General features: G+C 38.6%; 13 protein-coding genes. 9 read left to right on the top strand and 4 right to left on the bottom strand.

What is annotated here, in order from left to right; translation table 11 throughout:
* Nucleotides 1-36: 36 nt before the first annotated feature.
* Complete coding sequence (locus V1L65_RS05595; RefSeq protein WP_331698101.1) at nucleotides 37-1,698, bottom strand: M56 family metallopeptidase; 1,662 nt, start codon at nucleotides 1,696-1,698, stop codon at nucleotides 37-39.
* A complete protein-coding gene (locus V1L65_RS05590) occupies nucleotides 1,691-2,086 on the bottom strand; it encodes a BlaI/MecI/CopY family transcriptional regulator (protein WP_331698100.1) in 396 nt (131 codons plus the stop codon). The genes V1L65_RS05595 and V1L65_RS05590 overlap by 8 nt, the downstream gene beginning before the upstream one ends.
* Before the next feature lie 241 nt (nucleotides 2,087-2,327).
* Between V1L65_RS05590 and V1L65_RS05585 the strand changes: the two genes are divergently transcribed.
* From V1L65_RS05585 to V1L65_RS05545, 9 genes are all read left to right on the top strand, one after another.
* On the top strand, nucleotides 2,328-3,407 hold the full coding sequence (locus V1L65_RS05585) for a PQQ-dependent sugar dehydrogenase (RefSeq protein ID WP_331698343.1): 1,080 nt from the start codon (nucleotides 2,328-2,330) through the stop codon (nucleotides 3,405-3,407).
* A gap of 78 nt (nucleotides 3,408-3,485) precedes the next feature.
* The gene (locus tag V1L65_RS05580; protein WP_331698099.1) at nucleotides 3,486-3,941 is read left to right on the top strand and encodes a MarR family winged helix-turn-helix transcriptional regulator; all 456 of its coding nucleotides are present in this window, start codon (nucleotides 3,486-3,488) and stop codon (nucleotides 3,939-3,941) included.
* A 93-nt stretch (nucleotides 3,942-4,034) separates the two neighbouring features.
* The gene (locus V1L65_RS05575; protein WP_331698098.1) at nucleotides 4,035-4,655 is read left to right on the top strand and encodes a nitroreductase family protein; all 621 of its coding nucleotides are present in this window, start codon (nucleotides 4,035-4,037) and stop codon (nucleotides 4,653-4,655) included.
* Between the two features lie 42 nt (nucleotides 4,656-4,697).
* On the top strand, nucleotides 4,698-5,636 hold the full coding sequence (locus V1L65_RS05570; RefSeq protein WP_331698096.1) for a ring-cleaving dioxygenase: 939 nt from the start codon (nucleotides 4,698-4,700) through the stop codon (nucleotides 5,634-5,636).
* Between the two features lie 66 nt (nucleotides 5,637-5,702).
* The gene (locus tag V1L65_RS05565; RefSeq protein WP_331698095.1) at nucleotides 5,703-6,305 is read left to right on the top strand and encodes an alpha/beta hydrolase; all 603 of its coding nucleotides are present in this window, start codon (nucleotides 5,703-5,705) and stop codon (nucleotides 6,303-6,305) included.
* Nucleotides 6,306-6,429: 124 nt separating this feature from the next.
* Nucleotides 6,430-7,041: an NAD(P)H:quinone oxidoreductase gene (gene wrbA / locus V1L65_RS05560; RefSeq protein ID WP_331698342.1), complete on the top strand. Its 612-nt coding sequence runs from the start codon at nucleotides 6,430-6,432 to the stop codon at nucleotides 7,039-7,041.
* Nucleotides 7,042-7,205: 164 nt separating this feature from the next.
* Nucleotides 7,206-8,492 (top strand): M56 family metallopeptidase, encoded by a 1,287-nt coding sequence (locus V1L65_RS05555; RefSeq protein WP_331698094.1) that lies wholly within the window; start codon nucleotides 7,206-7,208, stop codon nucleotides 8,490-8,492.
* 228 nt (nucleotides 8,493-8,720) lie between these two features.
* The gene (gene xerS / locus V1L65_RS05550) at nucleotides 8,721-9,791 is read left to right on the top strand and encodes a tyrosine recombinase XerS (RefSeq protein ID WP_331698093.1); all 1,071 of its coding nucleotides are present in this window, start codon (nucleotides 8,721-8,723) and stop codon (nucleotides 9,789-9,791) included.
* Nucleotides 9,792-9,946: 155 nt separating this feature from the next.
* The gene (locus V1L65_RS05545) at nucleotides 9,947-10,378 is read left to right on the top strand and encodes a hypothetical protein (protein ID WP_331698092.1); all 432 of its coding nucleotides are present in this window, start codon (nucleotides 9,947-9,949) and stop codon (nucleotides 10,376-10,378) included.
* 1,009 nt (nucleotides 10,379-11,387) lie between these two features.
* Here the strand turns inward: V1L65_RS05545 and V1L65_RS05540 are convergent.
* Together V1L65_RS05540 and V1L65_RS05535 are read right to left on the bottom strand one after the other, a co-directional pair.
* Nucleotides 11,388-12,023, bottom strand: coding sequence for an outer membrane protein assembly factor BamE (locus tag V1L65_RS05540; protein ID WP_331698091.1), 636 nt, complete (start codon nucleotides 12,021-12,023; stop codon nucleotides 11,388-11,390).
* A 329-nt stretch (nucleotides 12,024-12,352) separates the two neighbouring features.
* Nucleotides 12,353-14,638 (bottom strand): phage baseplate protein, encoded by a 2,286-nt coding sequence (locus V1L65_RS05535; protein ID WP_331698090.1) that lies wholly within the window; start codon nucleotides 14,636-14,638, stop codon nucleotides 12,353-12,355.
* Nucleotides 14,639-14,949: the final 311 nt, after the last annotated feature.

Here is a 14,949-nt window from a genome sequence, read left to right as displayed (position 1 = left end):
AAAAGCCCGCATAGATAAGCTGCAGGCTTTTTGTCATTAAGGATTGAGATTCAATGAATAACGCAAAGATACGGTAGCACGGGACTCATCATAGAAAGAGATACTAAACCGGAGAATCAGAGCCCGGCTAGGATCTTTAGCCATGCTCTCTTCCATAATTTTTACAGTACGTGGTTTGTTAGGGTTGTTCTTATATCTTTCTATACTATCTGATAATAGTGCTAACACTAGTTGCGGTTCCAGTGAAATACTCCATTCCTCTATATAGATGTCCGGGAAAGACTGGTCGGTAGGCAAAGCAATCAAATCACCCAACTGTCTGAAACCTTCGATCATGTCGGGATCGCCATGCTGTTTGACCAATTGTTCTCGCCACATTTTACTTAAATCAAAGGCATCCTGGTGATTGTTGAAGGAATAATCAGAACCCAACAGCAATTCATTGTGAAAAAGAAGCAGCAGGTATGGAGACCTGCCATGAACTTGTACAGGCTGCTGCAAAAGATAACTCTTCGAGTTTGAGTCGTCTGGGTCCAATTTTGTAATGACAGCTTTATCGTCGGCGTTAAGGGATAAAGAAGCAAACACCTCTTGTTTAGTTGATCCAAATAACGAGTAAATATCTGTAAAGCTGCCGGCATTTTTATCTGGAGCGGATTGTTTTTGACAAGAAACGAGTGTGCCTCCAGTTAAAATAATGACGATCAAGATACATGAAATCCATGCTGCTGATTTTTTAGGCTGATGATGAAATATCGCCTTGAATCTTTCCTTAATCATAGGCTCACCTCTTAGAAAAGAAGTAGTTAAAGAAGAGCTTTGTTTAAAGTCATTTTTCAAAAAGTGAAGAATGGTATTGGCATAGAGCTGCCTCGTGTGTACATCCGCATGTTGGATAACGCGGCTGTCGCAAATTTTCTCGAGATCATCATAGGCTAGACGCTGCATCCAATGAATGAATGGATTAAACCAGTGCAAGGCGGAAACCCACAGCATGAGTGCGATAAACCATAAATCTTTTCTTTTTGCATGGATCAATTCATGCTGAAAGACGAGTTCAAGCTGTTCATCTGTCAAATCAGTATCAGGCAGCAGGATGGAAGGGCGTAAATAACCAATAAGCATTGGACTGCTGGCCATCGAACAGCTATATAAGTCAATACGTTGTTTTAACCCCAGGCTGAATTTCACTTTTTCCAGTATGGCATGCTCTCTAGGACCTACTGGCCGTTTGTGGAGCATTAAACTGCGCATGATTCTCCTATATTTAAGCATGTTCCAAGTGAAATAACCTATTGCTCCCAGCAGCCAAATCCAAGCAATGATAGTTGATACATTCAGGTTGGGTTTGGAATTCGTTTTCGTTGCGATAGAGCTTGTATATGAGCTTGCTTCTGATTCGTGATTCGATGTTGTTGGTATTTCCGGGTTTGATAAAATAGTATTGGGATCAGAAACATTGGCTGACAGGGAGGGTCGATCTAGAGTGAGGCTAGGCGGCGCCGTAATGTGAATCGCTTGAGGTAGTTGAAGATCTATCGGCAGAGCCAGTCGTACAGCTAGAATAATCCATATAAAATAACGCCATTGCGGACGATATCTTTGACCGCTAAGTTTTCCGGCCAGCGCCGCCAAAATAATGGTGATGGAAGCAAAGAAGGAAAGCTCCAATATGACAGCAAACCAGGCTTTAATCATGCTGTTTACCTGCATGTTTGATAATTTCCGTCAATTCATCAAGCGACTCTTTGCTCAGCTTTTTGCCGCCAGTCAGAGAGGCAAACAAGCTTTTGAATGAGTTGTGATGAAACCTGTGGAAGAAGCTTTCTGTTTCCTGCTTTGTATACAGCTCTTGATCAATTAATGGAAAGTAAAGCTTAAATCTGCCTTCATTGCTGAAATCAATAAAGCCGCGCTGCTGCAGGCGGGAGAGCAAAGACTGCAAGGTAGAAATATTCCAATCTTTTTCCTGTTCTTCATGAAGCTTAGTTAAAATCGTTGACGTTTTGATAGGGTGCTCGGACTGCCAAATGACTTGCATAACAATATATTCAGCTTCTGGCAGCCGCTCTAACGATTTGTCCATAGAAAATCCCTCCAGGATTCATCATGTGATTACTCCAATACATCCGTATATATTACAATTAGCATTAATAAGTGGATGTAAGTTCAGTGTAGCATGCGAAAGATTTTTTGTCTACAAATGTGGATGAAATGAAAGAGATGAGCTGTAAGATGTAAACATGATATGTAACATAATTGAAGACGGAAACGTTATAATTAATGATTAAGTAGCAAAAAATGATCCTGGTTCGAGGTGATGAATGATGAATAAAATCATTGGCGCTTATATTATCGCAATTTTATTACTTGCCGGGTGCACTGCCAGTGAACAACGAAACTTAGATAAACAGCAATTGGATTTAGAGGAGCGGGAAAATCAGAATCTAGATGTGGTAGCCGAAAACCTTGAAGTTCCATGGTCAATAGAAAAACTGGAAAATACGTTCTATTTGACGGAAAGACAAGGGGCGATTGTGAAAATAAAAGATGGGGAAAGCGTGAAACACAGCGTTAACCTCCTTAAGGACATTTCTACAGCTTCGGAAGCGGGGTTGTTAGGATTTGTTCTAGCCCCTGACTTTTCGGAATCGAATAAAGGATATGCTTATTATACTTATGAGGACAGTTCTGGCCAGTTTAACCGCATTGTAACACTACGTCTGGAAGATAGCGTATGGAAGGAAGAAAGCTTGCTTTTAGATAAAATTCCGAGCGGATCCTGGCATCATGGCGGAAGGCTTAAAATTGGGCCTGACAAAAAACTATATGCAACAACCGGCGATGCATATGAACCGGATATCGCCCAAGAAACCGCTTCTTTAGGTGGGAAGGTTTTAAGAATCAATCTTGATGGATCGGTACCCGAAGATAATCCTTTTCCCGATTCTTATGTATATAGTTACGGACATCGAAATCCTCAAGGAATTGCCTGGTTGCCTGACGGAACACTGTATGCAAGTGAACACGGCAGCCGTGCAAACGATGAAATCAATAAAATTGAAGCCGGTAAAAATTACGGTTGGCCGATAATTGAAGGCTATGAGGAAAAAGAAGGCTTAGTTTCACCATTATTTACTTCTGGAAACAAAACTACGTGGGCACCATCGGGAATGGATATTTATAAAGGCAAATTGTATGTTGCTGCGTTGAGCGGATCTGCCGTTTTAGAATTTGATCTGGAATCGAAAAAAATCCGAGAAGTAATTTCCGGACTTGGCAGAATTCGAGATATTCTGATTGAAGATAACTTTCTTTATTTCATTAGTAATAATAAAGACGGACGCGGCACTCCACAGGGGAATGACGATAAGCTGTACAAAATTGCACTTTCAGAGCTGGATTGAAAAAATAACTTGATTAGACAAAAATAATGAGATATAATTATCTCGAATTCGAGATATTCGATAAAGGGAATGATTAAAATGAACGAGAAAAGTCTAGAGCAAATAGACGAAAAATTGTCATTGAAGTTATTTATTGTTTTAACTCGAGCATTAGAATCAATAAAAAAACGTGTGGAAGAAGATATTAAGAGCATGGGATTAAACCCGACTGAATTTGCTGTTTTAGAATTGATATACAGTAAAGGGGAGCAGCCCATACAAAAAATTGGTGAAAAAGTATTGATTGCCAGCAGCAGTATTACTTATGTAGTAGATAAATTAGAGAAAAAAGATTTTTTGAAGAGAAAACCTTGTCCACAAGATCGTCGAATTACTTATGCTGCAATTACTCCAGCTGGAACTGATTTTATGAATGAAGTTTTCCCTAATCATAAAATGAAAATAAATGAGATATGTGCTGGGCTAGATGCTGAGGAGAAAAAGCTAATGATTCAACAACTGAAAAAGATAGGATACTATGCAGAGAAAATGTAAATTTTTTTAAGCATTTATCTCAAATTCGTAATATATAAATTCGTATTAATTAATTTTAAAATAAAAACTTTTTGTATCGGAGGTTTAGAAACTATGGCAGATTTTATGGAATTAATAAAAGAAAGACGGTCTGCAAGTAATTTTTTACCCGGAAATCCTATTACGCAACAAGAACTAAATGATATTTTCGGATTGGTAAAGCTAGCCCCTTCAGCATTTAATTTGCAGCATGCCAATTATGTAGCTGTATTGGATGCAGACGTAAAAGAAAGATTACAAAAGGCAGCCTATGGACAATATAAAGTAAAAAGTTCTTCGGCTGTAATCATTGTCTTAGGAGATAAAAAAGCATTTCATCAAGCCCCTAAAATTTACGAAGGTTTAAAATTATTAGAGATTATGAATAAGCAAGAATACGATCATATGGTCAATGACACTCTTGCATTTTATGAAACAAGGGGAGAGGAATTTCAAAGAGATGAAGCGATCAGGAATGCTTCGTTATCAGCCATGTTTTTTATGCTCGCTGCTAAAGAAAAGGGCTGGGATACTTGTCCAATGATCGGATTTGATCCTCAAGCTGTGAAGGAAATATTAAATGTCAGTGAACAGTACGAGGTCGTAATGATGATTACGCTAGGCAAAGAAAAAGTCGCAAGCAGAAAACCGCGTGGTTATCGTAAACCGGTTGGCGAATTTGTCACTTTTGTTTAAACGATACTCTTTAGCTTTAACTATAAATTGGAGGGAATAGAAATGACTAAAAAAACTATGGGCATACATCACATTACTGCTATCGTAGGGCATCCGCAAGAAAATGTAGACTTTTACGCAGGGGTGCTTGGCTTGCGTTTAGTGAAACAAACCGTAAATTTTGATGATCCTAATACTTATCATCTATACTTTGGCGATAAAGGCGGCAAACCAGGAACAATCATAACATTTTTCCCATGGGCAGGAGCTCGTCAAGGAAAGATTGGCGACGGTCAAGTAGGTGTTACAGGTTATGCCGTTCCTAAGGATGCGTTGAAATTTTGGGAACAAAGATTAGAGAAGTTTAACATCACCTTTACCAAACAAGAACGCTTTAATGAGCAGTACTTACAGTTTGAAGATCCGCATGGACTTCGATTGGAAATTGTTGAACGAGAAGAAGGGGAAATCAACGCGTGGACGATCGGAGGGATAACACCAGAAGTAGCGATTAAAGGCTTCGCCGGCGCAACTTTATTTTCCGCACAGCCAAATCAAACAGCTGAGTTGTTAGAAAAGGTAATGGGACTTGAGCTCGTTGGTAGAGAGGGCGATTTCATTCGTTTCCGTTCTACAGCTAATATTGGAAATATTATCGATCTTAAAGCTGCTTCAACTGAAAGAGGTCAGATGGGGGTTGGGACCGTTCATCATATCGCATGGAGAGCAATTGACGACAAAGATCAGTTGGAATGGCAGAAATATGTTTCAATGAATGGGTATGGGGTAACACCTGTTCAGGACCGAAACTATTTCAATGCGATTTACTTTAGAGAATATGGAGAAATATTATTTGAAATTGCTACAGATCCTCCTGGATTTGCTCATGACGAATCACAGGAAACAATGGGAGAAAAGCTTATGCTGCCCGCGCAGTATGAGAAATATAGAGAGCAGCTTGAACGCAGTTTGATACCAATTCAAGTCCGAGAATTAGAATAATGTCCAATAAATAACTTGTCATTCATATTAATCAAACAGAAGCGCGTGATTGGAGGGAGATCAGAAATGAAACATATATTCAAAAAAGGAAAAAATCCAAATAAGCCCATACTTCTTCTGCTTCACGGTACTGGCGGCAATGAGTTTGACTTATTGCCTCTCGCAGAACAAATTGATAGGGAAGCATCACTATTAAGTGTTAGGGGAAATGTTTTAGAAAATGGGATGCCACGCTTCTTTAAAAGGCTTGCCGAAGGAGTGTTCGATGAAGAAGATCTTATTTTACGGACGAAGGAATTAAACGAATTTCTTGATGAAGCATCCGTAAAGTATGATTTTGACCGAAATCAGATTGTTGCGGTTGGCTACTCAAATGGGGCAAATATTGCGGCAAGTTTATTATTTCACTATCAAGACGCATTGAAAGGTGCTATTCTTCATCATCCGATGGTTCCAAAAAGGGGAGTAGAGCTTCCAGATTTATCAGGAAAATTTGTGTTTATAGCAGCCGGAACAAACGATCCGATTTGTTCATCATCAGAGTCCTTAGAGCTTCAAGAGTTGCTGGAAAAGGCGAATGCACAAGTTGAACTTCATTGGGAAAATAGAGGTCATCAATTGACGGCTTCGGAAGTTGAAGCAGCTGGTAAATGGTATTCGACTCGATAAGATTGCAAAATAATTTTTCAAAATAATCTTATAGTAATAATTGAATGGGAATAAGGGGAAATTTAATATGGGCTTTTTGAGCAAACTATTTGGTAAATCAAACATTAAAGGAGATGTTAAAGAAATGTCTAACGTTAAATTAGCAGTAGTATTTTACAGTATGGGTGGAACAAATTATCAGTTGTCCAAATGGGCGGCAGAAGGAGCAAAAGAAGCGGGAGCTGAAGTGAAAATATTGAAAGTGCAGGAACTAGCACCTGCTTCTGTCATTGAAGGGAATGAAGCTTGGAAAGGAACTGTCGAAGCTACAAAAGATATTCCAGTAGCAACATCAGCAGATATTGAATGGGCAGATGCGATTATATTCAGTGTTCCAACACGTTTTGGTAATATGCCGTCTCAAATGAAACAGTTTCTAGACACTCAAGGAGGTCTATGGGCACAAGGTAAAACAGTAAATAAAGTAGTAAGTGCAATGACATCTGCTCAAAATCCACATGGTGGCCAAGAAGCTACCTTGTTATCCTTATATACTTCGATGATGCACTGGGGTGCTATCATTGCTACTCCAGGTTATACAAACCCTGTAATCTTTGGCGCAGGCGGAAATCCATATGGAACAAGCGTAACCGTTGGTCAAGACGGAAAAATGATTGAAGATGTTCAAGCAGCGGTAAAACACCAAGCCCAGCGCACAGTTACAGTTGCGGAATGGGTAAAGAAGGGTAACCAATAACTTTAATATTTAATATGTATACGGAGAGCCGGTCGAATTTTGATTGGCTTTTTCTTTTTTATAAAAATTTACAATAGTGCCATTTTTCTATTGACTTAAAAGGTTTGTCGTAATAAACTCTTTGTAAATAGGTTTGTTTAAACAAACCAAGAGGAGACGACGAAATGAGCAGCCTTTTTATAACCATATTAAATATGAGCCTTACGGCAAGCTATGCGACACTCATCGTTATTTTGATTAGGCTTGGGATTAGAAAAGCACGAGTTCCAATGGTTTTTTCTTATGCGCTTTGGTTTGTAGTTTTGTTTCGTCTTGTTTTTCCTTTTTCATTTGAAAGCTCGCTAAGCTTGTTACCAGGTAAGATAGGCGCTATATCGCAAGATATTATTTATTCCGAAAGCCCGAGCATAAATACTGGTAATATACTCTTAGACGATACAGTTAATCACTCCATTCAGTCAACTCTACCGCCATTAGATGCAACAGCAAGTGTTAATCCGATGGGAGCTGTTATACAACTGGGAGCGATAATCTGGATGCTGGGGACGGCTGCATTGTTAGTATATGGAATAATTTCATACTTCAGATTAAAGCAAAAGCTTTCATTTTCAACACTTGTAAAGGATAATATTTTCGAAACAGATCAGATTAAATCAGCTTTTGTTTTTGGTTTTATTAAACCTAGAATATATTTACCAATAGGCCTATCTAGTCAGGAACAAGCTTTCATATTAATGCATGAGCAAACACATATTAGACGTCTGGATTATTTAATTAAACCCTTGGCGTTAGTGGTCTTAGTTCTGCACTGGTTTAATCCGCTTATATGGATTTCGTATTTCCTCATGATCAAGGATATGGAAATGTCTTGCGATGAAAGAGTTATGAAATTATCAAACGATGACCTTCGGATAGATTATTCCAAAACGTTGCTGGCTCTTGCTTCCAAACAAAGCGGCTTATCAAGCCGACTATTTTTTGGAGAAAGCAATGTAAAGACAAGAGTGAGGAACATCTTACATTTCAAACGTCCTGTTATTTGGGTTAGTGTTATTGTTACTGTTATGGTGGCGGTATTATCGATAAGTCTACTGGCGAACCCTGCTAAAGATAAGGAAATTGAGGAGCAAATCGTTATATTACAAGGAGAAGCTTCAGATATATATTCGGTTTATGATGGTAACTTAATAAAATTTACAGATTATCCTATTGGGAAGGAAATAAATACTTTTATTTTAGAGGTTGAGAATATGTTATTCCAAGTGGAACCTTCCGATTTTGAGAAATATGGGGGAAGAATGGTTGAAATTGAATACCTTAATACAAACTTTAACAACTTTAGTGAAATAGAATCAATTACAGATGACGGTAAATATACTAAGTCAAAGAAACAAAGAAAAGTATATGCTATACTTTCAATTTCGGGTGATCCGTATCCTGCATTTGATTAATTCGTAAATAAAAATCGCTTTTCCGAAAAGAATTGATAAGTGTATAAGGTGATAGACACGAGGCAGCGAGGAACGCGTTGAAAAAGATCTGGCTAATGTGCTGGATCTTTTTTTCTTGACTACAATAACATAAGGATTGGGGAAATGAAAAATATAATTACGTAAAATAATAATTTGACGAATAAATAATAATCAGATATAATGCAATCATGGAGGTTTTGCACAAATATGGAAAAACAGATGAAAATGCACTACATGCAACGGATTGACGAAAAACTTTCTGATTTACCTTGGTATGTTACAGAATTTATAGATAGTAAAAAACGAAAATTATCTCCAACGACACTTCTTAATTATTGCCATGATTACATTATTTTTTTTGATTGGCTTATTGCTGAAAATTTAACTTCAGCGAGTCGGAAAGAAATAAACTTGGAGACACTAGAGCGATTGAAAATTCGCGAAGTAGAAAACTTTTTGTCTTTCCTGGATTATCAACTTGGAAATAAGAAACTTACAATAAATCGCAAGTTGTCCTCGCTAAAATCTTTGTTTGATTACCTTCAGAACAAGGCTGAGACAAGCGATCTGAAGCCATATATTCAACGAAATGTAATGGCCAAAATGGACTTGAATGCAGTCAAGGAAAGCCAAGAAACTATTGCAAACCGTATTGAAGGAAAAATCCTTAGAGAAGATGAATTTGAATTATTTAGGCAATTTGTAGCTTATGATTTCGGAGAAAAGCATAAAGATAATAAGCGAATCTTCACGTTTCATCAGTTTAATCGTGAGCGTGACACAGCGATTGTTTCGCTGATATTAGGTTCAGGGCTGAGATTGTCTGAGGTTGCAGGCATTAATATGGATGACTTAGATATGAAAAAAGCATTAGTACGAGTCATCCGTAAAGGTGATAAAGAACAATATGTATACTTTAGCAAACAGGCATTATTAGATTTAGAAAATTATCTGCAAATCAGAGAAGTAAGATATTTACCAGAAAAACACGAAAACTATTTATTTATTGCAGCTCCTGTAGGCCGTAAAGGAAAAAGCCGGCGTTTGACACAACGTTCAATTGAAAAGCTAATTGAGAAATATGCAACGGCTTTTGGTAAACCATCTCTAACCGTACATTCGCTTAGGCACTCATTTGCAACTCGATACCATTTAGAAAATAACGATGTTCCAAGATTGAAGAACCAATTAGGGCATTCATCCATACAAACAACGATGATATATACACACCTAACAGATGAAGAGATGCGTAATGCAGTGAATAACATGGATCGGTGAAACCGCGATGTGTTACGCGTTTTCTTATAACATGTTCACAAAACTCGTATTTTGTACATATGTTATTAACTCGTGTTTTAGTGGTCGGCATCTTTAATTTGTGACTGGTGTATCTATAGAACTTTATCCCCTATTTGTTCTAAGGAGGTTTATTCATGGATCCACGTGAGATGCTAATTTCTGAATTACAAGCAATTTACACTGCATGTACCCCTTTTGTCAAGCAGACGCGAAGATTAGGAGCACATTTAATGGCAGCTAAGTTTACGAATATTAGTATTGCTGCTCGTAGCCTTCAAAATCGAAATGATTATTTATTACCCACTTATCGTCGTAAAGTGGAAAAAATTCGAAAAGAATATGATGTTCAAGTCGAATTAATGTTAGCTACCTATCCGACGCTTCAAAAATCTGTGACTCCCTCGACTTCTACAAATATTAATGGTGTTAATGAACCAACGATATCTCGTAAGATTTCGATTACACTTCCTGCAGTTGAATGGCAATTAATCGACAACATTATTGATAGTGGCATGCCTCGATCGTTCTCAGAATATTTCCGACGATTACATATGGCTAAGCGTTAGCAAAAAAACAATTGACATTTACATCAGTGTGATGTTAGATTGATATCTATGTCGGCTTACATGAGTGTTGCCCTACTCTACTACAAAGATGCACAGTTTCGAGATTCAGACGAGAACCGTCAGACGGGGGCGGATCGGGCTTGAGCCCAGGCCGACATCGGCTGACGAGTATGTGAGTGAGGGGTAGCTGTCACTCCGTAGGAGCCGGAATTACATGGAGGACCCATTAGGGTTGACTAGCGGCTTAATTCGTCTAATCCTGTTGTCTCCCTTTAAACGGAGTTTGAAGGGCTGCCTTCCGGCGAGGATGGGGTTCTAAGGGGGCGAGCTCCCTTAGCCGTCGGTGACGGTTTGATTGCTTTTTTACATATGATCGTATATACTCGTTTTAACCAGTCGCAATTAAAAATACCTTAAGTCAGTACTGGTCAAATCTTGTACTGATGAAAACGGCTGAATGTCTTATGTAGCACGGGATTCAGCCATCCCCCCTCCTTACTAACAGGGGGGGTGCAAAAACCAAAAAGTATAGTTTTAGCATATTAAAGTGCCCTCTGCTGAGAGCACTTTTTTTGTTTTATTCATAAAAAAAAACCGCTGGTTACGGTTTCGCATTGTTTATGAAAGATATGTAATATTCGTTTGATTTTCGGAAAACAGCTTCACAATTCGTTAAGTATGACATATTATTATATCTTGTAGTATCTCTTGCATATGTTCCATCGATAAATGGTAGAATTTGAAACTCGTATTTTGTACATATGTCATACGAGCGGACTTGCTGAGATTCGATTGCTAAGAGGGTGGAAGAGGAACTAGCTGAAAAATTGAAAAAGAAGCTTTTACGTCCAGAAAAGATAAAGATAATATTCATCTGATAGCTGCCATATCCCAATTATAGTCGTATATCATTGAGTTGAGTTTTTATCAATCGATTCAAAAAATGAATACACCGCTTGTTTATTACTTCAAGAAAATCAAGTCCTCCCGCTCCGATATTAGACTTTTTCTAATCGCTCCGAACTTCATAACTTTTCACATTCTCATTTTCATCAAACTCAAAAATTAACCATTCGCTATCAATGGAGATTAACCCTCTTTCATCTCCAAGGTAATACACAATATTATCCTCACCCTTGAAATAATTTGTTTCTGGTGGTGTTCCCAAAAGCTTAGTAACTTCGTCCTTTGTCATCTGTTCGAAATCATATTTTTTCAATAAATTATCAACTATATATACTCTTGAATGTTGATTATTCAACCACTTTTCAATAGTAAAGTTTGACCTGTACTCGTTTATACCTAAGATGACCCCGCAACATAAGGGTAGAATACTACCTATAATTAATATACCTGTAAATATATTTTTCCCCTTCCTACTACTTCGGAAATCATTTTCGGAAGCTTTCCACAAAGCAAAATGAAATAAAAGTAAAAAAAGAAAAGGCAATATAATTGCAGTAACACTTACAATACTGTATGAAGAATGTAAAAGTTTAATGAAAATCAAGTAAACTAAGTATAATAATATATACAATATGCAGTATAATCCAAAGAAAGCCAGCCATGTATTTTTCATTTTTCCACCCCTGTGGTTCATCTGACTATCGTACCCGTTTAGTCTCCTTATGATCAATTCAATCAAGATCTTCGATGTTAAGCAGGTTCCCTTTCTGACTTTCTTCTCCAAGATTTTGAATAATACCACTGTCCATCTTTTTCCATATGTTTCTATATATTATACAATGTCTTTTTGTTTGGACAAGAACATATATCCTTAAATGAAAAACGTGTAGATATGCGGTACTATTATTATATGTCGATGTCCTCCGACAAAAAGGCTCGCGAGTCATTAGACCTGCGAGCCGTGATATTATGACGTTGTCCCTCCGTAATCACAACAAGTGCAACAATACAGATTCATTTTTTAATACAAAAATTTTCAAAATTTAAAATCAGGCTGATATTTGTTGATTACTTGCTCATTTGTGCCAGCATGATCATTAGAAGCTTTACAGCCTCTGCTCTTGTTGTTTTGGCTTCAGGGTCGAATACGTTCCCGTCTTTGCCTTCGACTATGCCCAATTTCTTGATGGCTGACACTGAACCCTTTGCCCATTCCGGAATCGCATGGTCATCTGCGAAGCCTGTTTGAGCAGCCGGCTCAATCGGTAAATGCAGGGCGTTAGCAATCATTACCGCTATCTCTGCGCGTGTCAGTTCCACATCAGGACGGAAGGTTCGATCTTCATAGCCTTTAACGATTCCTGCTTGTACAGCCTGCATAACTTCTTTTTGCGCCCATGATCCTATATTAACCTTATCTGCAAAAGTCAGTTCTTCTCCTGTTTCCTGTGGCTTTAACATTTTCATTAGCATAACCGTAAATTCCGCGCGGGTAACGGACTTTTCTGGTTTAAACGTCCCATTTGGATAACCGTTCACAATTCCGGCAATTACCGCTTGTTTAATGCTTGCTTCAGCCCAATGCCCAGAAATGTCCTCCAATATTACTGACGGCCTTGGTTGTTTTTCCTGCTCATCTATCGCCTTCTGTTCATCCTCAGGTGTTTCTTTTTCACCTATTTCCGCTTCTGAGTAACTCCAACCGCTGGAACTGCTGCTGTTCGCAGTCCGATTCACTACAACTGTGTAAACTTTTACTGTGCCATCCTGTGCAGTCACTTCGACGGGGATTGGATTGCTACCCACAATAAGGTTGATTGGTCCGTAAACAGCGCCACTGACCGCCGAATTTCCATTAATTTGAAGAGATGCTCCAGTATCATATGTTACCGCAGTAACTGTTATAACGTTCACATAATTCGGAACACTCACATTATAACTGACTACATCGGATGAAAAGGTTTTGTCCAAAGAACCGCTGGACAAATTAAGTCCGCTTAAATCTGCATTTGAGCTTAACGGAGTAACCTCTTCGGAAGAAGTGGATGCAATAGATATTCCTGCCGAATTCGTTGCAGTAACTGTGAAGGTATACTCAATTCCGTTAGTCAGTCCCTTCACCGTGATCGGACTGCCCGTCCCAACTGCAGACACTCCCTCGGGGCTCGATGTTACTGTATAGCTGTCAATTGGGCTATCCCAGTAGCCAGCTTGAGTTGTGAAGTTTACTATCGCTTGACTGTCGCCCGCTATAGCACTAACGTCTGTTGGGGCATCAGGGCTGCGTTGAAGCAAATTATCCAAGTATAAAATATTTGCTTTTCTTGCACCAGTCACTCCGGAAGCGAAACCAATGCTTAATTGGGCGCTTTGTGGATCATTTTTATCCGACAGACGAATAGCTAAGCCTTCCGGCTCCCTGAAAACAAGATCATTTCCTCCATAAATCAGCTGTCTATCAATAATAGCCCCCGTTTTTAAATCGACTGAAGTGATATATGTATTTCCTGTTGGTGAAACCGATCCCCCCGAGCCGTAAGCAGTGCCATCCAAAAGATACAAATACCTCCCATAGGATGCGAATCCTTGAAATGTACCTAATCCACTTGGTTGAGGCACGTCTGCCAACGGACTGAAACGATTTTGCTTGATTTCCTCCAGGTCATAAACTCCATATCGGAAAGAACCGTTTAAGCGATATCTCATTGTCAGCAGTCCATGAACAGGGTCGATATTGAGCGTGGTTCTATCTGCGCCTTCCACAAGGCTGAATTTTTCAATTTCTTGTGACTTTGAGTCAAGAACTTTTCCGTTCTCAAATGGAAATCTGGCGATTTTCGTTCCCCATCCGCTTGTACCCTCTGCAACAGAATCAATTTCAGTCCATAAAAATGTTTTCTCACCTACCGATTCCACGCCCATCTGAACGCCATGTCCAAAGCCTTTCAGATACATATAGCCGGTCTTGTTTCCCTGCAAATCATACTGCGTTAATGCCAAATCGCCGTTCAAATCTCTGTTGGCTCCGGTAACTGCCGCAGTCTCGCCATCCAGTTGTAACGAGCCTTGCATCAGTTGAAGCGTATAGACTCGTTCGTTTGGATTATCGAACCCGATTGACTGCAGTACCGTGTTGTTTTGTGCATCTTTGTTAGTAAAAAGCTCCTTAGCTGTTTCTGAAAGATTAAACATGGAGTTCATGGGGCTTTGTTCTGCTTGGATTGCAGAAGGGGATAAAGTAAAAACGCTAATAATTGCAGCTACTGCTGCAGCTTTCAAAAAAGTCGTTCCGCTAATCACCCGGCGGATTGTCAGTATCATCGTATTAGCCATAATTTTCTTTGAAACCTCCATAATCTCATTTAATTGAATCCGCTTTCAATTTCCAGAAGTTTAAGCTTATACGACTGATTCCCTCCTTTCCAAAGCAGAGTTGATTTTGCCTATTCTTTTTTAAATAATAGCTCATATTTGCGCATAAATGTTTATTAAAGCGCAATATTGAGTAAAATTTAACACCAATATTCATTTATGTCAATATGATATTAATATTTAGTTCGTTTTTGGTTTATTAACTTGAAGATTTATCTTTTTTCACTTACGAATGTTCATTTGTGCTCATTTTAAAAAAGACCGTCAGGAAGCTTTCCTGACGGTCTTTTTTA

This window comes from Paenibacillus sp. IITD108 (assembly GCF_036541265.1).
Taxonomy (GTDB): domain Bacteria; phylum Bacillota; class Bacilli; order Paenibacillales; family Paenibacillaceae; genus Pristimantibacillus.
This window is presented reverse-complemented; position numbering and strand designations above follow the sequence as displayed.